General features: G+C 63.0%; 21 protein-coding genes. 16 read left to right on the top strand and 5 right to left on the bottom strand.

The features are described 5' to 3' along the window. The first annotated feature begins 4 nt into the window (after nt 1–4). The 16 genes from fmt (at nt 5) to secG (ending at nt 15975) form a co-directional block, all read left to right on the top strand. Nucleotides 5–949 carry a methionyl-tRNA formyltransferase gene (gene fmt / locus H0194_RS00650; RefSeq protein WP_185175991.1) on the top strand — a complete coding sequence of 315 codons (945 nt, stop codon included), beginning with the start codon at nt 5–7 and terminating at the stop codon, nt 947–949. A gap of 3 nt (nt 950–952) precedes the next feature. Beyond that, nucleotides 953–2518, top strand: coding sequence for an RsmB/NOP family class I SAM-dependent RNA methyltransferase (locus tag H0194_RS00645; protein ID WP_185175990.1), 1566 nt, complete (start codon nt 953–955; stop codon nt 2516–2518). Between the two features lie 20 nt (nt 2519–2538). Further along, nucleotides 2539–3252: a ribulose-phosphate 3-epimerase gene (gene rpe, locus H0194_RS00640; protein ID WP_185175989.1), complete on the top strand. Its 714-nt coding sequence runs from the start codon at nt 2539–2541 to the stop codon at nt 3250–3252. A 9-nt stretch (nt 3253–3261) separates the two neighbouring features. Further along, the gene (ribD, locus tag H0194_RS00635) at nt 3262–4299 is read left to right on the top strand and encodes a bifunctional diaminohydroxyphosphoribosylaminopyrimidine deaminase/5-amino-6-(5-phosphoribosylamino)uracil reductase RibD (RefSeq protein WP_185175988.1); all 1038 of its coding nucleotides are present in this window, start codon (nt 3262–3264) and stop codon (nt 4297–4299) included. A 130-nt stretch (nt 4300–4429) separates the two neighbouring features. Continuing rightward, nucleotides 4430–5047: a riboflavin synthase gene (locus tag H0194_RS00630; protein WP_185175987.1), complete on the top strand. Its 618-nt coding sequence runs from the start codon at nt 4430–4432 to the stop codon at nt 5045–5047. Nucleotides 5048–5066: 19 nt separating this feature from the next. Further along, complete coding sequence (locus H0194_RS00625; RefSeq protein ID WP_185175986.1) at nt 5067–6356, top strand: bifunctional 3,4-dihydroxy-2-butanone-4-phosphate synthase/GTP cyclohydrolase II; 1290 nt, start codon at nt 5067–5069, stop codon at nt 6354–6356. Nucleotides 6357–6368: 12 nt separating this feature from the next. Then, entirely contained in the window at nt 6369–6866 is a 498-nt protein-coding gene (ribH, locus tag H0194_RS00620) for a 6,7-dimethyl-8-ribityllumazine synthase (RefSeq protein WP_185175985.1), read from the top strand. Between the two features lie 11 nt (nt 6867–6877). Further along, nucleotides 6878–7408: a PH domain-containing protein gene (locus H0194_RS00615; protein WP_185176786.1), complete on the top strand. Its 531-nt coding sequence runs from the start codon at nt 6878–6880 to the stop codon at nt 7406–7408. A 15-nt stretch (nt 7409–7423) separates the two neighbouring features. Next, nucleotides 7424–9433: an excinuclease ABC subunit UvrC gene (uvrC, locus tag H0194_RS00610; protein WP_185175984.1), complete on the top strand. Its 2010-nt coding sequence runs from the start codon at nt 7424–7426 to the stop codon at nt 9431–9433. A gap of 9 nt (nt 9434–9442) precedes the next feature. Beyond that, nucleotides 9443–10315: an RNase adapter RapZ gene (rapZ, locus tag H0194_RS00605; RefSeq protein WP_185175983.1), complete on the top strand. Its 873-nt coding sequence runs from the start codon at nt 9443–9445 to the stop codon at nt 10313–10315. A 134-nt stretch (nt 10316–10449) separates the two neighbouring features. After that, nucleotides 10450–11418: a gluconeogenesis factor YvcK family protein gene (locus H0194_RS00600; RefSeq protein WP_246388956.1), complete on the top strand. Its 969-nt coding sequence runs from the start codon at nt 10450–10452 to the stop codon at nt 11416–11418. 51 nt (nt 11419–11469) lie between these two features. Further along, nucleotides 11470–12444, top strand: coding sequence for a DNA-binding protein WhiA (gene whiA, locus H0194_RS00595; protein ID WP_246388953.1), 975 nt, complete (start codon nt 11470–11472; stop codon nt 12442–12444). 118 nt (nt 12445–12562) lie between these two features. Beyond that, nucleotides 12563–13570, top strand: coding sequence for a type I glyceraldehyde-3-phosphate dehydrogenase (gene gap / locus H0194_RS00590; protein WP_185175982.1), 1008 nt, complete (start codon nt 12563–12565; stop codon nt 13568–13570). Between the two features lie 101 nt (nt 13571–13671). Beyond that, entirely contained in the window at nt 13672–14886 is a 1215-nt protein-coding gene (locus H0194_RS00585) for a phosphoglycerate kinase (protein ID WP_185175981.1), read from the top strand. Between the two features lie 26 nt (nt 14887–14912). Beyond that, nucleotides 14913–15674, top strand: coding sequence for a triose-phosphate isomerase (gene tpiA / locus H0194_RS00580; protein ID WP_185175980.1), 762 nt, complete (start codon nt 14913–14915; stop codon nt 15672–15674). Nucleotides 15675–15738: 64 nt separating this feature from the next. Then, nucleotides 15739–15975, top strand: coding sequence for a preprotein translocase subunit SecG (gene secG, locus H0194_RS00575; protein WP_185175979.1), 237 nt, complete (start codon nt 15739–15741; stop codon nt 15973–15975). Here the strand turns inward: secG and pgl are convergent. From pgl to tkt, 5 genes are read right to left on the bottom strand one after another with little or no spacing between them, the layout of a single operon-like run. After that, nucleotides 15963–16622, bottom strand: coding sequence for a 6-phosphogluconolactonase (pgl, locus tag H0194_RS00570; RefSeq protein WP_185175978.1), 660 nt, complete (start codon nt 16620–16622; stop codon nt 15963–15965). The genes secG and pgl overlap by 13 nt on opposite strands. Nucleotides 16623–16635: 13 nt before the next feature. After that, the gene (locus H0194_RS00565) at nt 16636–17571 is read right to left on the bottom strand and encodes a glucose-6-phosphate dehydrogenase assembly protein OpcA (protein ID WP_185175977.1); all 936 of its coding nucleotides are present in this window, start codon (nt 17569–17571) and stop codon (nt 16636–16638) included. A gap of 12 nt (nt 17572–17583) precedes the next feature. Further along, nucleotides 17584–19116 carry a glucose-6-phosphate dehydrogenase gene (gene zwf / locus H0194_RS00560; RefSeq protein ID WP_185175976.1) on the bottom strand — a complete coding sequence of 511 codons (1533 nt, stop codon included), beginning with the start codon at nt 19114–19116 and terminating at the stop codon, nt 17584–17586. A 49-nt stretch (nt 19117–19165) separates the two neighbouring features. Continuing rightward, on the bottom strand, nt 19166–20224 hold the full coding sequence (gene tal / locus H0194_RS00555) for a transaldolase (protein WP_185175975.1): 1059 nt from the start codon (nt 20222–20224) through the stop codon (nt 19166–19168). Nucleotides 20225–20237: 13 nt separating this feature from the next. Then, the gene (tkt, locus tag H0194_RS00550) at nt 20238–22358 is read right to left on the bottom strand and encodes a transketolase (RefSeq protein WP_246388950.1); all 2121 of its coding nucleotides are present in this window, start codon (nt 22356–22358) and stop codon (nt 20238–20240) included. Nucleotides 22359–22392: the final 34 nt, after the last annotated feature.

Below are 22392 nucleotides of genomic sequence, written 5' to 3'. Positions count from 1 at the left end.
GCGTATGCGTTTAGTCTTTGCCGGTACCCCTGAAGTAGCAGTAGTGGCCTTGGAGAAGCTATTGGCTTCCGAGCACGAAGTAGTTGCTGTTCTGACACGGCCAGACGCCCGCAAGGGCCGCGGCCGGAGTCTCCACCCGAGCCCAGTGAAAGCGCTCGCAACTGAACACGGGATTGAAGTGCTCACTCCGAGCACGCTGAAGGCCGGTACCGAGGACGGAGATGCTACCCGCGCCCGGCTCAAGGACGTGGCGCCGCAGGCGATCCCTGTGGTGGCTTACGGCAATTTGGTTCCGGCGGATCTGCTGGATCTCCCCGAGCACGGTTGGGTGAATCTGCACTTTTCCCTGTTGCCACAGTGGCGCGGGGCGGCGCCGGTCCAGGCGGCGATTGCGCACGGAGACGACATCACCGGTGCCACTACCTTCCGTATCGACGAGGGGCTAGACACCGGGGACATCCTCGGCACAGTCACTGAGGAGATTCGCGCCACGGACACCGCCGATGATTTGCTCACCCGCCTGGCCTATTCCGGTGGCGATCTCTTGGTGACCACCATGGACGGACTCGCCGCGGGGGCGCTGCAGCCGCAGCCACAGCAGGGCGAGCCGACCCACGCAGCAAAGATCACGACCGCAGACGCCGAGATCACGTGGTCACACCCCGCCGCGGCCATTGATCGGCATATCCGCGCCCACACCCCGGGGCCCGGCGCGTGGACCGTGGCCGGTCAGCAGCGCTTCAAGGTGGGGCCAGTCGCAGTGGAGTATGCCGACGATGTTCCCCACCTGGCGCCGGGCGAGTTGCACTTTGCTAAAAACGCGGTGTTCGTGGGTACTGCGACCACCCCGGTGCGCCTTGGCACCATTCAGCCGCCGGGAAAGAAAATGATGGATGCGGTGGATTGGGCCCGCGGCTTGGGCGAACGCCAGAAAGAAATGAGGTTCTAGGACATGGCAGGTGGATTCCGTTCACGCTCCAACAAGGGCGGCAGTGAACCCAAACGCACCCCGGATGGGCGCAAGCGCCCCGCGCAGGCCAACGATAAGCGCGCCCCGCAGCGTCCCCGCCGCCAGCGACGCGACACCGCGGGAATTGTGGGCGCCGGGACCCAGCTGGGCGTCGACAAGCCCCGCCTTGTCGCCTACGAGACGCTACAGCGCGTCAACCAAGACGATGCCTTTGCCAACCTAGTGTTGCCTAAAGCCCTTCGCCAGCATCGGGTAGAGGGGCGCGACGCCGCTTTTGCCACCGAGCTGACGTATGGCGCTCTGCGCAACGAAGGTTTGGTGGACGCTGTCATCGCCGAGTGCTCCTCGCGCGCGTTGGAAGAGATGTCGCCGGAGGTGCTCAGCGCACTGCGCCTGGGCGCTTACCAGGTGTTGTTTACCCGGGTGGAGGACCACGCAGCGGTGGACACGACCGTGCGGCTGGTGGAAGCCGCGGGCCACACCGGCGCTAAGGGATTCGCTAACGCGATCATGCGCTCGATAACTCGCAAGCAGCCAAAAGACTGGATCGCGCAACTGCGGCCGGGCGGAGAAGACAAGGTTGGGCAGCTGGCCTTCGAACAATCCCATCCGCGGTGGGTGGCGGAAAGCTTCGCCCGTGCCCTCGGCCTCAAGACTGACGCTGCGGAATCCGACGAAGCCGCAGTGGCTACGGCAGAACTTGAAGCAGCGCTCGCGGCAGACTCCGCGCGCCCCATTGTGCATCTTGTAGCGCGCCCGGGTGAGCTCTCGGCTGAGGAGCTGGCCCTGATGATCGGCGCCGAGGAAGGTCGCTATTCGCCCTACGCGGTGTACCTGGAGTCTGGGGACCCGGCTGCTCTGGACCCAGTTCGCCAGGGATTGGCCGGCGTCCAGGACGAAGGATCCCAGCTCATCGCACGCGCGGTAACCGAAGCACCGTTGGAGGGCAGCGATGGCGGGCGGTGGCTCGACCTGTGTGCGGGCCCCGGCGGCAAGGCAGCGCTGCTGGGGGCCCTCGCGCGCATCGACGGCGCCACGGTCGACGCGGTCGAGGTCTCCGCACACCGCGCGGAGTTGATTCGTCGGGTAGTTGACGGACTTCCGGTCAAGGTCCACGAGGCCGACGGTCGGACGCCGGGATTACAGCCTGGTTTCGACCGCGTGCTTGTCGACGCCCCATGCTCCGGCCTCGGCGCACTGCGACGCCGTCCCGAGGCGCGGTGGCGCAAAAAAGAAGGCGACATTGTCGAGCTCAGCGCGTTGCAATACGAGCTCTTGAGCTCGGCCATTAACCTCGTGCGGCCTGGCGGCGTGGTGGTCTATTCCACGTGCTCGCCGGATGTGCGGGAGACGCGTGACATCGTGGAACGCGCGCTGCGGGAGCTGGACGTTACCGAACTGGACGCACGGGAGACCATCCCGGACATGGGGGACGTCGGACAGCACAAGAGCGTGCAGATGTGGCCGCACCGCCACGGTACGGACGCGATGTTCTTCTCCGTGCTGCGTAAGAACGGCGGCGCCGGAAACCCCGACAACGCACACTAGAACCCTAGTAGGATCGAGGCATGACAGACATGACCGTTTCCCCCGCTCCGTCCAGCCCGATTATCGCGCCCTCAGTGCTTGCTGCGGACTTCTCTCAGCTTGGTAAAGAGGTCGCAGCGGTGGCCGGCGGAGACTGGCTGCACGTGGACATCATGGACGGGCATTTTGTGCCCAACCTTTCCTTCGGACCGGACGTGACGGCCACCATTAAGCGCGTTACTGACCTGGAGTTGGACGTCCACCTCATGATTGAGGAGCCGGAGAAGTGGGTGGAGCGCTACGTAGAGGCGGGAGCTGACTGCGTGATCTTCCACGTCGAGGCAGTAGCCGACAAAGATGCGGTAGTGGCGTTGTGCCGGACACTGCGGGGCCTTGGGGTGCGCGCCGGCATTAGCGTAAAGCCCGCGACGAGCGTCGAAGAATACCTCGACATCCTGGGCGAAGTCGACCTGTTGCTGGTCATGAGTGTGGAGCCAGGCTTCGGCGGGCAGTCCTTTATGCCGGAGATGCTGGAGAAAGTAAAGACCCTGCGTGCCGCGATTGATGCGGGGCAGCACAGCACCGTGATCGAAATCGATGGCGGCATTTCTGCCGACACCATCGCTGATGCCGCCGCGGCGGGCTGCGACGCGTTTGTGGCTGGATCCGCCGTTTTCAAGCAAGAAGACAAGGCCGCCTACATCGACCGCCTGCGTTCCCTTGCCGCTGCCGCGCAGTCGCAGGGTCAGCAGTAAGGGGAATAGATGACCGTTCATGAGCAGGACGTTGTTGGCGCCGCGGCGATAACCCGCGCTATGGAGCTCGGCGACAGCGTGCGAGGTCAAACGAGCCCTAACCCTCCCGTGGGCGCCGTGGTGTATACCTCCGACGGCACCATCGTCGGCGAGGGAGCCACTGCGCCGGTAGGCGGTGACCACGCCGAGGTCTCGGCCCTGCGTGCGGCGGGCGAGCGTGCACAAGGCGCTACCGTGGCGGTCACGCTGGAGCCGTGCAACCACACCGGCCACACTGGCCCATGCACCCAAGCTCTCATCAACGCTGGTGTGGCGCGCGTTGTGGTGTTGCATTCTGACCCGAACCCCATCGCAGCCGGTGGAGCTGAGGTATTGCGCGCAGCGGGAATCGACATTGTCCACCTCCACGGCGCGGTTCCGGAGCAAGCAGGCCACCTGTCTGACGCGCTGCGCCCGTGGTTGGCAGCGATCCAACTGGGACGACCACACGTGACCGTTAAGTTCGCACAGACCCTGGACGGCTATATCGCTGCCGCAGATGGCACCAGCAAATGGATCACCGGTGAGTCCGCACGGGAATACGTCCACGAAGATCGGGCTCGCCGGGACGCGATCATCGTCGGCACAGGAACAGCGTTGGCAGATGATCCGCGACTAACAGCCCGTACTTTCGACGGGTCGCTCTTCCCACATCAGCCGCGTCGCGTCGTCATTGGGTCTCGCTCTTTACCTCCGGGATCGAACCTAGAAAAGCTGGGATTTATCCAGTACGGTTCTATCTCTCAAGCGCTGGATGAGCTGTGGTCTGACGGTGCGCGCGACGTCTTGGTCGAGGGAGGAGCGGGCCTGTCGAGCGCGATGTTGAATCAGGGCTTTGTCGATTCTCTCCAGGTGTATATTGCCCCGATGCTGCTGGGTGCCGGGCAGAAAGTGCTTGCTCATCCGGTGACGCATACTTTAGCTGACGCTCCGCGGTTTCAGCAGGAGCACGTGGTGCTCTTGGGCGATGATGTGCTCGTGGAATACTCCGCGGCGGAGAGCGCTTGAAACACAGAGCACCCAGGCAATCAGGCAAGCAAGCAATGTGGATTGCTTCCCGGGCAATATAGTTCTCAATAAAGATAGAAGAAGCGATCGAGCCTCGTTGTATGCGAGGAGAAGAAGGCTGTAGGCGACTGTGTTTACCGGTTTGGTGGAAGAAGTAGGCAGTGTTGTGAGGATGGAGCCTTTGGGCGACTCCTTGCGCTTGACCGTGGCGGGGCCGTTAGTAACCTCGGATGCGTCTTTAGGTGACTCCATTTGCGTCAACGGTGTGTGTCTTACCGTGGCTGAACTCGTCCCCGAAGACGAAGGCTTCGCTGCCGATGTCATGCAGGAATCGTTGAATCGTTCAGCGCTTGGCGAGTTGGGCGTCGGCTCCCCGGTCAATCTCGAGCGCGCCATGTTGGCCACCGCGCGCTTCGGCGGTCATATTGTGCAAGGACATGTCGACGGCGTCGCCGAGCTCCTGCGCCGCGAGCATTCGGAGCACTGGGACGTCCTGCGGTTTAGCTTGCCACCGGAACTGGCGCGCTACGTGGTGGAGAAGGGGTCCATCGCGGTGAGTGGAACCTCCCTGACCGTCTCCGCATTGGGTGCTGAGTGGTTTGAGGTGTCACTCATTCCGACCACCTTGGCAGAGACCATTTTAGGGCAGTTGGAGCTCGGCGACGCCGTGAACATTGAGGTGGACGTCATGGCTAAATACGCGGAGAAATTGTTGGGATCCCAGCCCACGCCAAGCACCGAGAGCTAAGGGACTAAGGTTATAGCACATGACAGCGCAACCGTTTCCCGATGAAGGTATCCGTCTCGATTCTGTCGAGGATGCCATCGCCGCCATCGCCGCCGGCGAAGCAGTAGTCGTGATTGATGACGAGAGCCGGGAAAACGAAGGCGATCTCATCTTCGCAGCAGACAAAGCCACGCCCGAGCTGGTGGCTTTCATGGTGCGCTATAGCTCCGGGTATATCTGTACCTCCATGGGGCGTGAGGTGCTTGACCGACTGAACTTGCCGCCCATGGTGGCTCGCAACGAGGACGCCCGCGGTACCGCCTATGCGGTCACCGTCGATGCCAACACCGGAACCACTGGCATTTCCGCGACCTCGCGCGCGGAGACTATTCGGCGTCTGGCCAACCCGGACTCCACCCCGGGGGACTTCACCCGACCCGGTCACGTTGTGCCGCTGGCGGCTCGCCCGAACGGCGTGCTGGAGCGCGATGGTCACACCGAGGCCGCGGTCGACTTGGCACGTCTTGCTGGACTGCGTCCCGTTGGTGTCTTGTGTGAGATCGTCTCTGAAGAGGATCCCACCGACATGGCCCGTTCACCTGAATTGCGTCGCTTCGCCGATGCGCACGGGCTCAAGATGATCTCCATCGAGCAACTCATCGCGTACCGGCGCCTTCATGAGCGTCAGGTGGAGCGAGTCACCGAAACGCGGCTGCCTACCAAGCATGGCCTGTTTACCGCGATCGGCTACCGCAGCGCGGTAGACGGTCAGGAGCACGTGGCCCTGGTGGCCGGCGACGCTTCCAACGTGGCCGCATTGCGCGGCACGGAGAACGTTCACGTCCGAGTCCACTCTGAGTGCTTGACCGGTGATGTCTTTGGCTCCCGCCGTTGCGATTGCGGAGAACAGCTGGAGCTGGCCATGCAGAAGTCCCAGGAGGAAGGCCCCGCGATTATCATCTATCTGCGCGGCCACGAAGGCCGCGGCATCGGCCTGCTTCACAAGCTGGCCGCGTACCGCCTGCAGGACGAGGGGCTCGATACCGTCGACGCCAACCTGGAGCAGGGGCTGCCTGCCGACGCCCGGGAGTACTCGGTCGCGGGTCAGATCCTCAACGACCTGGGCGTAGCGTCCATCCGTCTCATGACGAATAACCCGACCAAGGGACACGGTCTTGATGACTACGGCTTTGGGGTAGGAGAGAATATCCACCTGGCTGTAGAACCCAACAGTGATAACATTGCCTACCTGCGCACCAAGCGCGACCGCATGGGGCACGAGTTGCCCGAGGTTGCGACGTGGGACGCGGCGCACTCCACTAGTGAATAGACAGAGGAAGACATGAGCAAAGAAGGCCTGCCCACCATCGGCAGCATTGATGCCCAGGGGTTAAGCGTCGCGGTGGTCACCGCCAGCTGGAACCCGGAGATCTGTGACGAGCTGCATGCCCGCGCCGTCGCCAAGGGCAAAGAACTGGGCGCGCACGTGGCGGAGTTTCGTGTTGTTGGTGCGCTAGAACTGCCCGTCGTCGCGCAGGCCGCAGCCAAGCAGTTCGACGCCGTGGTGGCGCTGGGCTGCGTCATCCGTGGTGGCACCCCGCACTTCGACTACGTTTGCGATTCAGTAACGCAGGGGTTGACTCGCGTCGCTTTGGACGAGGAGACGCCGGTAGCCAACGGAGTCCTCACCGTTAACGAGCACGCACAGGCAGTGGAGCGGGCTGGCGGTGAAGGAGCTGTGGAGGATAAGGGCGCCGAAGCCATGGTGGCCGCCCTGCACACTTGCCTGTCTCTGCGCGCGGTGGGGCGCCATTGGACTAACCAGCTCATGGAGGGGTAAAGATAATGGCTATGGACAATAACACCGGTTCCCGCCGTCTTAGCGATGAGGAACTAACGGCGTACACCGTCGCCGATCCTTTCGCGCAGACCACCACTAAACCGTGGGACATGGAGCTCAAGTCCTCCTTCCTGCGCAAGGTCGCCATCATCGCGGTGTGCATCATCATCCCCGTCCACATCTTCATGGGCGCAGTGCTGGATATCGAATACACCGGTGCGACCGTCACGGCGATTGATAAGTGGTCCTTCCCGATTCTTGGCGTCATCATCTCCGTCCTTGTGTGGATTTTGTTGACCCGTCCCCGCCTGCGCGCCAACGCGGATGGTGTGGAGATCCGCAACATGATCGGTACTCGGTTCTACCCGTGGGTTGTCATCTATGGCCTGTCGTTCCCCGAGGGCTCCCGCATGGCGCGTCTGGAGCTGCCCGAGTTCGAATACGTCCCGATTTGGGCCATGCAGTCAGGTGACAAGGCCACCATCGTGGACTCCGTGCAGCGTTTCCGCGAGCTCGAAGCCCAATACATGCCAGAGGATTAGCACCAGCAGTTCGCCATGGCAGATCCAGCAAGCTACCGCCCGGCGCCCGGCACCATCCCCACGGAGCCGGGCGTCTATAAATTCCGCGATGAATCCCGCCGCGTCATCTACGTGGGCAAAGCAAAGAACTTGCGCGCGCGATTGTCCAATTATTTTCAGGACCTCACGCAGCTGCACCCACGCACGCGCACCATGGTGCAAACTGCTGCCAGCGTGGAGTGGACTGTGGTGGCCAGCGAGGTCGAAGCCCTCCAGCTGGAGTACACGTGGATCAAACGCTTCGATCCTCGTTTCAACGTTAAATACCGGGACGACAAGTCGTATCCCATGTTGGCGGTCTCCGTGGGCGAGCGGATCCCGCGGGCGTATTTCTACCGTGGACCGCGGCGCAAGAACGTGCGCTATTTCGGTCCATATTCCCATGCGTGGGCGGTGCGCGAGACCCTCGACCTGCTCACCCGGGTATTCCCGATCCGCACGTGTTCCAAGGGCGTGTACAACCGGCACGAGGCCCTGGGACGCCCGTGCCTGCTGGGCTACATCGACAAGTGTTCCGCGCCGTGTATTGGACGGGTGTCGGAGGAGGAACATCGCGACATCGTTCGTGACTTCGTTTCGTTTATGTCGGGAAACACCGCGTCGGTGACCCGGCAGCTGCGCAAGGAGATGGAACAGGCTGCGGAAAGTCTTGACTTCGAACGTGCGGCCCGGCTGCGCGATGATGTGGGCGCCATTGAGAAAGTCATGGAGCAGCAGTCGGTCGTCTTTACCGACGGCACGGACGCCGACGTTATCGCAATGGTCGATGACGAGCTCGAGGCCTCAGTCCAGGTCTTCCACGTGCGCGACGGCCGTATCCGCGGCCAGCGGGGCTGGGTAGTGGAGAAGGCGGGGGAGTCATCGCTTGAGGAGCAGTTCCAGGACTTCCTCGTGCAGTTTTATTCCGAGGCCGCGGAGCGCGCGGAGCAGGAGGTCGCGGAGGATGCTGCGCTGGAGCGCCGGGGCGTCGATAAGCAGGCCCACGAGCGCCGTGCCATCAAGGTGATCCCCCGGGACATCCTGGTGCAGGTCGAACCCAAGGAGCGTGCCGACATCGCGCGCGTCATCAGCGACTTGCGCGGCGCCGCGGTGGATATTCGCGTGCCACAGCGAGGCGACAAACGGGCACTCATGGAGACGGTGCAGAAGAACGCCAAGGATGCGCTGCGACAGCACAAGCTCAAACGCGTCGGCGACATCACCGCACGCTCCGCAGCGCTGCAGGACATCCAGGAAGCCCTCGGAATGGAGACACCCCCGTTGCGCATCGAGTGCACGGACATCTCCCATATCCAGGGCACGAACGTGGTGGCCTCGCTCGTAGTTTTCGAGGACGGTCTCCCGAAGAAGTCCGACTATCGCCGCTACCGGATTAAGGAAGCGGCAGGCGATGGTCGCTCCGACGACGTGGGCTCCATCGCGGAGGTCCCCCGACGGCGGTTTAAACGCCATCACGAGGACAGGCGTGCAGTGCCGGACGAGGAGCTAGAGGAGTCCATTTTCGGGGACGAAGAGCCCTCTGGCGCGCAGCCCGCAAAATTGGCGTACCCGCCGCAGCTCTTCGTGGTCGACGGCGGCGCGCCGCAGGTCGCCGCGGCGCAAGCAGTCTTTGATGAATTGGGCATCGTGGACGTGACGCTGGTGGGTATGGCTAAGCGCCTTGAGGAACTGTGGATCCCCGGTGACGACGAGCCCGTCATCCTTCCGCGTAACTCCCAGGCGCTGTACCTGCTGCAGCAGATCCGCGACGAGGCGCACCGCTTCGCCATCACTTATCACCGCCAGCAACGCTCGAAGTCCATGCGTGCCTCCGCGCTCGACGACGTCCCGGGGCTGGGCGCGCGCCGGCGCACGGATTTGGTCAAGCACTTTGGCTCCGTGAAGAAGCTGCGCGCAGCCAGCGTGGAGGACATCATGGAAGTCAAAGGCATCGGCCCAAAATTGGCCGAAGCGATAGCGTCCCATCTCAAAGGCAATTCGCGGTAAGCTGGCGCCATGAAAGAATTAGACACGGCTCCCATTCTGATAACGGGAATGTCCGGCGGTGGCCTGAGCACGGCCGCGAAGGTTTTCGAGGACAAGGGATTCTACGTTGCTCAGAATCTCCCTCCGGAAATCATCGTGGAGCTTGTGGAGTTGTGCACCCGAGCGGACTCGCCAGTGTCTAAACTCGCCGTGGTCACCGACGTACGTGCGCGCATGTTCCCGGGAAGCCTCATCGAGACCATCAAGGAGCTCGAGGGCCACGGCATGGAGCCCGTGGTGTTGTTCATGGACGCGCGCGACTCGGTCCTCATTAAGCGCTTTGATTCTGTGCGCCGCACCCACCCTCTGCAGGAGGGAGACACGCTCAAGGACGGGATCGAGCGCGAGCGCGAAGCCGTGGCGGAGGTACGCGAGCGTGCCGATATCATCATCGACACGACGAATCTCTCCGTCCACGACCTGCGGCGCGTGATCGAGGCGTCGTTCGGCTCAATGAACAAGGATGTACCTCACGTGACCATCGAGTCCTTCGGCTTCAAACACGGCAGCCCGCGTGACGCCGACCTCGTGTTGGACATGCGCTTCCTCCCGAACCCGTATTGGGTACCGGAGCTGCGGGGATACCGGGGCGTCGATAAGCCAGTGTCGGACTACGTGTTGTCCGTACCCGCTGCCGGGGCGTTTATCGATCGCTTCGTAGAGATGCTGGACACGATGCTCGCCGGGTACCGCCACGAGGGCAAAGACTTCATTACCGTCGGCGTGGGTTGTACGGGCGGGCACCACCGTTCCGTCGCGATCGCCGAAGAATTAGGCCGCCGCCTCCGAGAAACCGGCAAGGTAGAAGTTAACGTGTTGCACCGGGATATCAACCGAGAATAGGTCGCTTCGCAGGCCGGCACTGCCTTGACCCGCGCCGTGGTGTAACACTGCGGCCGCGGACGCGATAGGACTGTGGCGTGCCGAGCTGAGGGCATGGTGGAGAAAAAGTCAGCAATTCAAGCAAGGAACGTGGGATGGAACAAGGTGCAATGAAGATCGCTTGCCTCGGCGGCGGGCACGGTCTGTACCAAACTCTACGGGCGGCGCGCCAGATGACGCCCGACGGCATCACGGCCATTGTGACCGTGGCGGATGACGGCGGTTCCTCAGGGCGCTTGCGCCGCGAGCTGCAGATGATTCCCCCAGGGGACCTCCGCATGGCACTGGCTGCGCTGGCGCGCGATGAGGACGACGCCCAGCTGTGGGCGAAGACTCTCCAGCATCGGTTTGGTGGAAACGGCGCACTCGCTGGTCACGCGGTGGGCAACCTGCTCATCGCCGGCCTGGCGGGGGTCTTGGGCGATGAGCAGCAGGCGCTGGATGCTGTCGCGGACCTGACCCGCTCCCATGGCCGGGTGCTCCCGGTGGTGATGCAGCAACTAGAGATCGAGGCAGATGTCGCCGGGCTTGACGACGACCCGCGATTGTTGCGGCCGGTTCGGGGCCAGGTTGCCGTTGCCTCCACGCCGGGCGAAGTACGGCGCGTACGTATCCTCCCGGAGGAACCGGCTGCGAACGCCAACGCCTTGCAGGCGATCGCGGAGGCAGACATGATTACATTGGGCCCGGGCTCCTGGTTTTCGTCAGTCCTCCCGCACGTGTTGGTTCCCGAGATCGTCGAAGCGATTAGCGCGGCGAGCGCGCAGCGCGTGGTCATCCTTAATCTGTCGGCGGAGCCGGGGGAGACCTCTGGATTTTCCGCGGAGCGACACCTTCACGTGCTCGCGCAGCATGCTCCGGATCTCCGGGTGGATAAAGTCTTGGTTGAAGAGGGCACTGTTCCGGTACGTGCCAACCGCGAACACCTGCAACGCGCGGCAGATGCCTTTGGTGCTGAAGCAGTGTACGAGCAGGTCTCAGCGCTTTCCGACGATGGCCGGATCATCGCTCGCCACGAGCCAGATAAGCTGGCGCGCGCACTCATGGCAATGCATGCACAGTAGACGATTAGAATAGACGAGCTGTACCCGGACGATAAGGAAGGATCCCACGCTGTGGCGCTGACGGACAAGGTCAAAGAAGAGCTGGCCGCAACGACTATCACGCGGCAATCCGCGCGCGCTGCGGAGGCAGCGGCGTTGTTGCGTTTCGCAGGCGAGCTCCAGGCCACCGGGGACTCCATAGCCTACGAAGTCGAGGTGGATAGCCGTGCTGTCGCGCAGCGCCTCATGGATACGTTGGAAGACCTTTACGACGTGAAATCAAGCATGCACATGGTGGGCGCTCACAACAACGCCCGAGTGCAAGTCCGGATCGGAAACGGCACAAAAGAGCTAATGCGTCGCCTCGGTTTGGTCACGCGCTCCGGTCATCCGGTGGTGGGCTTGCCGCCTCAAGTGATCTCCGGTTCCATCGCCGACAATGAGGCCGCCTGGCGCGGGGCATTCCTGGCTGGGGGATCGCTCACCGAACCGGGCCGGTCCTCAGCGCTAGAAATCGTGTGCCCGCGCCAAGAAGCAGCACTGGCGCTAGTGGGCTGTGCGCGTCGACTGAATATCTCCGCGAAGACCAAGGAAACTCGCGGCGCCGATCGCGTTGTCGTGCGCGATGGTGACTCCATCGGTGCGCTCCTAACACGCATGGGCGCGCAGGTGACCCGTCTGGAGTGGGACGATAAGCGGAAGCGCCGCGAGGTGCGTGCCTCGGCCAACCGTTTGGCTAATTTCGACGACGCGAACCTGCGGCGTTCTGCACGCGCCGCGGTGACCGCGGCGGCGCGCGTAGAACGTGCCATGGAGATCTTGGGTGACGACGTACCGGAGCATCTGGCAGAGGCCGGGCAGCTGCGAGTTAAGCACCGTCAGGCTTCCCTGGAAGAGCTCGGACGCCTCGCGGACCCGCAGATGACGAAGGACGCCGTCGCCGGTCGCATCCGCCGCCTGCTGTCAATGGCCGATAGGCGCGCCGAGGAACTGGGCATTCCGGACACTAATCAGGCAGTATCGGAAGAATTATTCGGGGAAGAGTAGGACTTTTACCTGCGTATAGTTCACCCCATGCAGGGTGCGGGAACTCTGAGTACGATGGCGAGAGTCAAGTCAATTTCCTTGGCTTTGAACTGGATTAACAAGACTTTAGGAGACCCCAGTGACTACTCGAATTGGTATCAATGGCTTTGGCCGTATCGGCCGCAACTTCTACCGCGCCGTCATGCAGTCGGACGCGGACCTCGAGATCGTGGCCGTTAACGACCTGACCGACAACGAGACGTTGGCAACCTTGCTCAAATATGACTCCATCCTGGGCAAGCTGGACGAGGACGTTACCTTCGACGACAAGTCCATCACCGTCGGCGACAAGACTTTCTCCGCCCACGCCGAAGCTGACCCGGCCAAGATCGACTGGGCTGCGGACAACGTGGACATCGTCATTGAGTCCACCGGCAAGTTCAAATCCTCTGCTGACTGTCAGGCGCACATCGACGCCGGCGCCAAGAAGGTCATCATCTCCGCTCCGGGCAAGGACGTGGACGCCACCTTCGTGTACGGCGTGAACTCCGACGACTACGACCCGGCTAACCACAACATCATCTCCGCCGCATCCTGCACCACCAACTGCCTGGCCCCGATGGCCAAGGTGCTGGACGAGAAGTTCGGCATTGAGCGTGGCCTCATGACCACCGTCCACGCTTACACCGGCGACCAGCGCCTGCACGACGCCCCGCACCGCGACATGCGTCGTGCCCGCGCCGCAGCAGTGAACATCGTTCCGACCTCTACCGGTGCAGCCAAGGCCGTGTCCCTGGTTCTTCCGCAGCTTGAGGGCAAGCTAGACGGCAACGCGCTGCGTGTGCCGACCATCACCGGTTCCTGCACCGACCTGGTGTTCCAGGCATCCCGCGACGTGACCGCCGAGGAGATCAACGCCGCCATCAAGGAAGCTGCGACCGGCGAGTTCGGCGAGACCCTGGCTTACACCGAGGATCCGATCGTCTCCACCGACATCGTGACCGACTCCCACGGCTGCATTTTCGACGCCGGCGTGACCAAGGTGACCGGCGGCAACCTGGTGAAGGTTCTCGGCTGGTACGACAACGAGTGGGGCTACACTTCTCAGCTGCTCCGCATGACCACCAAGGTCGCCAACGCCCTGTAAAGGACAGTTACCCCCGATACGCGCAGCGGTTTCAGCCGCTGCGCTATCTTTTTAAGTAGGACCATTTCATCTCTTCACCTAGTCACAGAAAAGGATTCGCCATGGCCAAGAAGACTCTGGATGACCTGCTCGCGGAAGGCGTGGCTTCCCGCCACGTCCTGGTTCGCTCTGATTTCAACGTTCCCCTCGATGAGGACGGCAACATCACTGACCCGGGCCGGATTAATGCCTCCCTGCCCACGATCAAGGCGCTTGTCGACGGCGGCGCAAAGGTCATCCTCAGCGCCCACCTGGGCCGCCCGAAGGGCGAGGTCAACCCGAAGTTCTCCCTGGCTCCCGTAGCGGAAGCACTGTCAGAGGCATTGGATCAGTACGTGGCACTGGCGCAGGACGTGACTGGCGAGGACGCTCACGAGCGCGCGAACGGCCTCAACGATGGTGATGTCATGTTGCTGGAGAACGTGCGTTTCGACGCCCGCGAGACCTCCAAGGACGAGGCCGAGCGCGGTGCATTCGCTGACGAGCTGGTAGCACTAGCTGCCGATAACGGTGCGTTTGTCTCCGACGGCTTCGGCGTGGTGCACCGCGCCCAGGCCTCCGTCTACGACGTAGCCAAGCGTCTGCCGGCCTACGCGGGCAAGCTGGTGGACAAGGAACTCGAGGTCCTGTCCAAGATCGCTGAAACCCCGGAGCACCCATACGTCGTCGTACTCGGCGGTGCCAAGGTGTCCGACAAGCTGGGCGTCATCGAGGCCCTCGCGGAGAAGGCCGACAAGATTATCATCGGCGGCGGTATGTGCTACACGCTGCTGGCAGCGCAGGGCTACAACACCCAGAACTCACTGCTGCAGGAAGATCAAATCGACAACTGCAAGTCCCTGCTCGAGCGCTTCGGCGACAAGATCGTGCTGCCCGTCGACCTGCTGGCCACCAGCAACTTCGACTCCTCCCAGGCGGAGATGGAGACCGTCGGCCTCGACGGCATCCCGGAGGGCTGGCTGTCTACCGACATCGGACCGGAATCCGTGAAGAAGTTCTCCGAGGTTCTCGCATCTGCCAAGACCATCTTCTGGAACGGACCAATGGGTGTCTTCGAGCAGGAGGCCTACGCCAAGGGCACCGCGGGCGTGGCTCAGGCCATCATTGATGCCACGTCCAACGGCGCCTTCACCGTGGTGGGCGGCGGTGACTCCGCCGCCTCCGTCCGTGCACTCGGCCTGGACGAGGACGGCTTCAGCCACATCTCCACTGGCGGCGGCGCGTCCCTCGAGTACCTCGAGGGCAAGGAACTGCCGGGCGTTTCCGTACTCAACTAAGCAAGAAGAAAGGAACAGTGGTTATCGTGCCTCGCACCCCACTTATTGCCGGCAACTGGAAGATGAACCTCGACCACCTCGAGGCCATCGGCGCGCTCCAGAAGTTTGTGTTCTCCCTGCCCAAGGAGTACTACGACAAGGTCGACGTCGCCTTCATGGTGCCGTTCACCGATATTCGCTCCGTGCAGACCCTCGTCGAGGGCGACAAGCTTCAGGTCACCTACGGCGCGCAGGACATCTCCGAGCACGAGTCCGGCGCCTACACCGGGGAGATTTCGGGCAAGATGCTGGCTAAGCTCGGCTGCCAGTGGGCGGTCGTCGGCCACTCCGAGCGCCGCCAGTACCACGGCGAGACCAACGAGACTGTGGCCAAGAAGGCCGCCGCGGCGCATGCCGTGGGCATCACGCCCATCGTCTGTGTGGGTGAGCCGCTTGAGGTCCGCGAAGCGGGCGAGCACGTCGCGTACGTGGTGCAGCAGACCCGCGAGTCCCTCGCTGGCCTGAGCGCTGAACAGATTGCAAACACTGTCATCGCTTATGAACCCGTGTGGGCCATCGGCACCGGCAAGGTCGCGTCGGCGGCGGACGCACAGGAAGTGTGCGCAGCCATTCGCCAGGAAATTGGCAACGACGACGTCCGGATCCTTTACGGCGGATCGGTGAAGGTCGATACCATCGCTGAGCTGCTGCAACAGAAGGACGTCGACGGCGGCCTCGTAGGCGGCGCCTCGCTCAAGGGCGAGGAATTTGCGAAGCTTGTCGCGGCAGCCGCGCCGTTTAACGCTTAGCGTACGTCGTCGTGTAAACTCGACGAGAAGATTGACTACCCAACTCCAAGGAACGAAGTAAACCATGACCTTGACCCTGCAGATCATCCTTGTCATCGCGGCTCTTCTTATGACCGTGTTTGTGCTCCTGCACAAAGGCAAGGGCGGCGGCCTGTCCAGCCTTTTCGGCGGCGGCGTGCAGTCCAACCTGTCCGGCTCCACCGTGGTGGAGAAGAACTTGGACCGCTACACCGTGGTCATGGTTATCATCTGGGTCGCCTGCATCGTGGCGCTCAACCTGATTCAGGCTTACGCGGCGTAGTACAACACCGTTTCTTCCCGGCCCTGTGCGCCGGCGGCGGGCCAGGCTTTCCAGTCTGCGCCCGCCATTACCTTTTCTGCGGCCTCGACCTTCTCAGCGCCGGCGACCAACAGCCAGACACGGTCTGCCGAGTGCACGGCCGGCAACGTCAACGTGACGCGCTCAGCGGGCGGCTTGGGGGAGTCCGACACCGCGACGACCTTCGCGGTATCTTCCAGCAACGCCGCGGTGTGGGGGAAAAGGGAATTGATGTGTCCCTCGCCGCCCATCCCCAGCAGGTGGAGGTCGAAGCGTTCTGGGAGGATGGAGGCGTAAGTGCGGGCGGCCTCGTCCATATCGCGGCCGTCGCCAAGCCCGTAGCCGTGGATGTTGTCCGCAGGGATGTTGACGTGGTCGAGGAGCGCGCGTCGCGCTTGGCCCTCGTTGGAGTCTTCGTGGTCCACGGATACGTTGCGCTCGTCGCCAAAGTAGACGTGAACACGCGACCAATCCAGGTCCATGTCACGGAGTTTTTCTAGCACCCCGATGCCCGCGCCCCCGCCAGTGAGTACCACGTGGGCCTCCCGGTCTGCGATCACAGAGGCGAAGTTCGCGGCGGCGTCGTCAAGCAGGTGGGCAAGATCAGGGTAGCGGGAAACGGTAACCACGGTGGGATGCTCCTTAGTCGTAGGTGATTTGGCTTAGTGCACGGAGAGCGTGCGCATAGGTAGCGTCGGCATCTAGGTGGCGGAGTTCCTCTGAAATAGTCTCGGCCGTCGAACGCGAGGACAACGCGACCAGTGACTCCGGGGTGCCGGGGACAGTGATCTTCAGGGTGAACTGGTCCACGACGTCGATGGTGACCGGGCACGTCGCGCGGTGCAGCGCCAAGTGCCGGATGGGGAACCAATCGGGGTTGTCGTCGGTGGAGTATGTGCGGCGCACGGGGACCCCGAGCCGGTCCGCGAGCCAGCCGGCGGCGATGTCGACCGCCGAGGACTGCTTCGGCCCCTCGATAGTGACCGACTCCACAGGCTCGTGGGGGTGGCGGTCCAAGGCCGACGCGACCACACCGCGCCAGGGCGTGATGAAGGCCCACATCATGTCGGAGTCACCCGGGAGGTAGCCAGCGGACAGGGAGTCCAAGTCGCGGCCGCGGTGGCGGTGGGCGACGTTCGTGATGCGGCGTTGGGCAAGGGCACCGATGGGGTGCTCCGAAGGGCGCTCGGGGCAGTCCGTGGGCCACCAGGCGACGATGGGGGTGTCGGGCAGTAGGAGGGGAGTCACGACGGAATCGGCGTGGTGCGCGAGGTCGCCGTGCAAGTGCATGACGACGATCTCTGAGGCGCCCGCTTCGCCACCGACGCGCAGTTGAGCGTCAAGAGAGTTTTCTTCACCGGCAGCCGCTTCCTTGTCGTCGACAATGACGATGACGCGGGACGGGTGCTCGTGGGAGGCGTCGCGGACCGCGGTCAATAACGCATCAAGATCGTCGGTGGCATAGGCCATGGTGATGAGCGTCAATACTCGGCCCGTGGTCAGCGTGTAATGCTCCTGGGCCTCGACTAGCTTCTTTCCCAGCTCACGAGTGCTGGTCTGGGGGAGATCAATAATCATCGTGTGTAACTCCTAAGGTCGGCGCCAGGTGTGCCCATTGCGGCGGAGCATGCGGTCAGCGGACTCTGGACCCCAGCTGCCAGACGGGTAAGAATCAGGCTCACCTGCACCAGCCCAATACTCCAGGATGGGGTCGAGAATGGCCCAGGACAGCTCCACCTCGTCATTAGTGGGGAAGAGGCTGGATTCGTCGAGCAAGGCGTCGAGGATAAGGCGCTCGTAGGCTTCTGGGGATTCCTCGGTGAAGGCCTCGGAATAGGAGAAGTCCATGTTGACGTCCCGGACCTCCATCGTGGAGCCAGGAACTTTGGAACCGAAGCGCATGAGGACGCCCTCGTCAGGCTGAATACGGATCACCACGGCGTTCTTGCCCAACACCGCGGTCTGCCCGGCGCCGAAGGGCTGGTGCGGGGCGTCCTTAAACACGAGTGCAATTTCAGTCACGCGGCGGCCCAAGCGCTTGCCCGTGCGCAGGTAGAAGGGCACGCCCGCCCACCGACGGGAGTTAATTTCCAGGGTGCAGGCCGCGTAAGTCTCGGTCGTGGAATTGGGGTCGAAGCCGTCTTCCTCGCGCAAGCCGCGCACCCGCTCCGAACCCTGCCAGCCGGCGGTGTACTGGCCGCGGGCCGTGGTCTTGCTGAGTGGGAACTGCGCCGTGGTGGCGCGGAGCACTTTAATCTTTTCCACCTGGAGCTCGTGGGGCTCAAACGACACCGGTTCCTCCATGGCCACGAGTGCGAGCAACTGCAACAAGTGGTTCTGGATGACGTCGCGGGCAGCGCCAATGCCGTCGTAGTAGCCGGCGCGACCACCCAGGCCAATGTCCTCGGCCATGGTGATCTGCACGTGGTCAATGTAGCGCGCGTTCCACAACGGCTCGAAGAGTTGGTTTGAAAAACGCAGGGCCAGGATGTTCTGCACGGTTTCCTTGCCCAGGTAGTGGTCGATGCGGAAGACCGATTCCTCGGGGAAGACCGCGTTGACGATTTCGTTGAGCTTGCGCGCGGACTCTTGATCGTGACCGAAAGGCTTTTCAATGATGACGCGGCGCCACGCGTCCTGGCGGCTGTCGGCCATGCCCACGCGTTCCAGCTGGTGGCAGATGTCGGAGAAATAGTCTGGCGGGACCGAGAGGTAGTAGGCCCAGTTGCCACCGGTGCCGCGTTCGGAGTCGATGTCGATGAGGCGCTGGGACAGGCGATCAAAGCCGGCGTCGTCGAAGGCACCCGACACGAACTCGATGCCTTTGATGAGGTGCTGCCAGACGTGTTCGCGGAACTCGGTACGGGCGCCAGCCACGACTGCCTCGTGGACGTAGTCGCAGAACTGCTGCTTGTCCCAGTCACGACGCCCATAGCCCACCAGGGTGAAGCCGGCGGGCAGGACGCCGCGATTGGCCAGGTCGTAAATGGCCGGGAGAAGCTTCTTACGCGCAAGATCGCCGGTCACGCCGAAAATGACCATACCGGACGGTCCCGCGATGCGGGGCAACCTTTTATCTGTTTTGTCACGTAGCGGGTTGACCCACGCTTGCGGGGTAGTCACCTTTGTATTAGTCCTTTCGAACACGTCGTGTCAGGTGTGCGCAACTATCTTATGCCAATCGGGATTCCACGGAGGAGAGGAGGTCGCCCCACGCGGCGACGAACTTATCGACGCCCTCTTTCTCCAACACCGCGAACACGTCCGCGGTGTCGACGCCCACGGCCTCCAGGTCGGCGAAAACCTGGCGTGCGGCGTCGCCGGTCCCGGACAGCGTGTCGCCGTGCAGGCCACCCTCCGCCAACGTGGCGTCGATGGTCGCCTCCGGCATGGTGTTGACCGTGTTCGGTCCCGCCAGCTCGGTGACGTACATGGTGGCGGGGTACTCGGGATTCTTGACTGACGTCGACGCCCACAGCGGGCGCTGCGGGTTCGAGCCCGCCGGGAACTCGGTTTTCTGGAACAGCTCATAGGCTAGGCGCGCGTTGGCGATGCCCGCCTTGCCCTTGAGCGACAGGGCAGCGCCAGTGCCGATTGCGTTGAGGCGCTTGTCGATCTCGGAGTCCACGCGGGAGACGAAGAAGGATGCCACAGAATGCACGTCACCGGGGTTCTCCGCACGCGTAATGCCGTCCTTGAAGGCCTCGATGACCTGGGCGTAACGCTCAACGGAGAAGATGAGCGTGACATTGACGCTGATGCCGGCCGCGAGCGCGTCAGCAATGGCGGGTAGGGAGTTGCCTACGGCGGGAATCTTGATCATCGCATTCGGGCGATCCACGCGCTCCCACAGTTCCTTGGCCTGGGCCAAGGTCGCATCGCGATCTTCCGAGATGCGCGGATCCACTTCGAGGGAGACGCGGCCGTCCTTGCCGCCGCTGGCTTCATACACCGGGAGGAAGGCGTCACAGGCGCGCTGCACGTCCTCGATGGCCATGGAGTACACCGCGGAGTCGAAGTCCGCGCCGGCGTTCTTCAAGGTCGCGATAGCCTCGTCATAGGCGTTACCCTTAGTCATCGCTGCTGCGAAGATGGCGGGGTTCGTGGTCACGCCCTGGATGGATTTCGTGCGGATCAGCTCCTCGACGTTGCCTGAATCCAAGCGTTCGCGGGATAGATCATCCAGCCAGGTGGAGGTGCCGATGTGCAGTAGTTCGTCGATGTGGGACACGTTGAGTGCTCCTTTAGGCGTTGGAGTTGTTGACGGTGGACAGGCTGGCGCGGGCGGCCTCATAGACGGCGTCGGAGGTGATGCCAAACTTATCGAAAAGCTCCTCTGCCGGGGCGGAGGCGCCGTAGTGCTCGAGGGAGACGTTGCGGCCGAAGGTGCCGGTGTACTTCAACCACGGCATAGCCAGGCCGGCTTCTACGGATACGCGGGCGCGCACGGAGGCAGGCAACACGGACTCGCGGTAGTCCGCGTCTTGGTCCTCGAACCACTCCAGGCACGGAGCCGACACCACACGGGTAGCGATGCCCTCAGACTCGAGACGTTCTGCGGCTGCGACTGCCAACTGCACCTCGGAGCCGGAGCCTAGAAGGATAACGTCTGGGGTGTCCTTGGATGCCTCCACGAGGACGTAGGCGCCGCGGCGCACGCCGTCGTGGGCTTTGTCCTTGGTGCCTTCGAGCACCGGGACGTTCTGCCGTGTCAGGCACAGGCCCTTCGGTGCGGCAGGTGCTTCCAGGGCCGCGGCCCACGCCTGCGCGGTCTCGTTGGCGTCCGCGGGACGGATGACTGACAAGTTAGGGATGGCACGCAGTGCGGTGAGGGTTTCTACCGGCTGGTGTGTCGGGCCGTCCTCGCCCAAGCCGATGGAGTCGTGCGTCCACACGTAGTAGGTGTCCGTGGACATGAGGGCGCCTAGGCGGACGGCGGGGTACATGTACTCAGAGAAGATGAGGAAGGTGCCCGCATATGGGCGGGTGGGGCCGTGCAGCGCGATGCCGTTCAGGATGGCGGACATCGCGTGCTCACGGATGCCGAAGTGAAGGTTGCGACCGTAAGGGGTGGCGTTCCAGGCGTCGGTGGAGATGGACACCGGGCCGAAGGAATCCGCACCCTTGATGACGGTGTTGTTGGAACCTGCGAGGTCGGCCGAGCCACCCCACATCTCCGGGAGCTTAGCCGCGAGAGCCTGAATAGCGGCCTCGGAGGCCTTGCGCGTGGCGACGCCCTTGGGGTCGGCGTCCCAGGAGGGCAGTTCGGCGCCGAAGTCTTGCGGAAGCTCACGAGCGTGCACGCGATCGAACAGCGCCTTGGCGTCTGGGTTGTTGGCTGCCCAGGCGTCGAAACGCTCCTGCCAAGCGGACTGTGCGGCCTGGCCGCGCTCGACGAGTGTGCGGGTGTGTGCCAGAACATCATCGTCCATGTGGAAGGACTGTGCCGGATCGAAGCCGAGGATCTCCTTGACTGCGGCGACTTCATCGTCGCCCAAAGCGGCGCCGTGGGAGGCGCCGGTGTTCATCTTGTTCGGCGCGGGGTAGCCGATGACGGTCTTCACGCGAATGAAGGACGGCTTGGAGGTCTCGGCCTTGGCCTTGTCCACGGCGTCGAGAATCGCTACGGTGTCCTCGCCGGACTCGACGGTCAGCACCTGCCAGCCGTAGGCCTCGTAGCGCGCGGCGACGTCCTCAGTAAACGCGATGTCGGTGTTGTCTTCGATGGAAATCTTGTTGTCGTCCCAGAAGACGATGAGGTTGCCCAGCTGCTGCGTACCAGCGAGCGAGCTTGCCTCAGCGGTCACACCTTCCTGGACGTCGCCGTCGGAGGCGATGACGTAGATGAAGTGATCGAAGGGGGACTCGCCGGCTGGCGCCGCGGGGTCGAACATGCCGCGCTCACGGCGGGCAGCCATGGCCATGCCTACGGACGATGCCAAGCCCTGACCCAGCGGACCGGTGGTGATTTCAACGCCGCGGGTGTGGTGCACCTCTGGGTGGCCGGGAGTCTTCGAACCCCAGGTGCGGAGCGCCTTCAAGTCTTCCATCTCTAGGCCAAAGCCACCCAGGAACAGCTGGATGTACTGAGTCAGAGAGGAGTGACCGACGGACAGTACGAAGCGATCCCGTCCTGCCCAGGCAACATCAGCAGGATTGTGGTTGAGGACCTTTTGGTAGAGGGTGTACGCCAAAGGGGCCAGTGACATGGCCGTGCCCGGATGACCGGAGCCGCAGTGTTGCACTGCATCAGCAGCCAATACACGGACGGTGTCGATGGCCTTCTGGTCCTCCTCGGCCCAGTCCGCGGGGTAACGGCGAACAGTCTTGGCGGCTAGATCTTCGGGCAATTGCGGGTTCGTCACTGCAGCGATTCCTTACATCTACAAAACGGTCTGT

This window comes from Corynebacterium incognita, assembly GCF_014217255.1.
Classification (GTDB): Bacteria; Actinomycetota; Actinomycetes; order Mycobacteriales; family Mycobacteriaceae; genus Corynebacterium; species Corynebacterium incognitum.
Note: the sequence above shows the minus strand (reverse complement) of the source record. Positions and strands in the feature narration are given on the sequence as shown.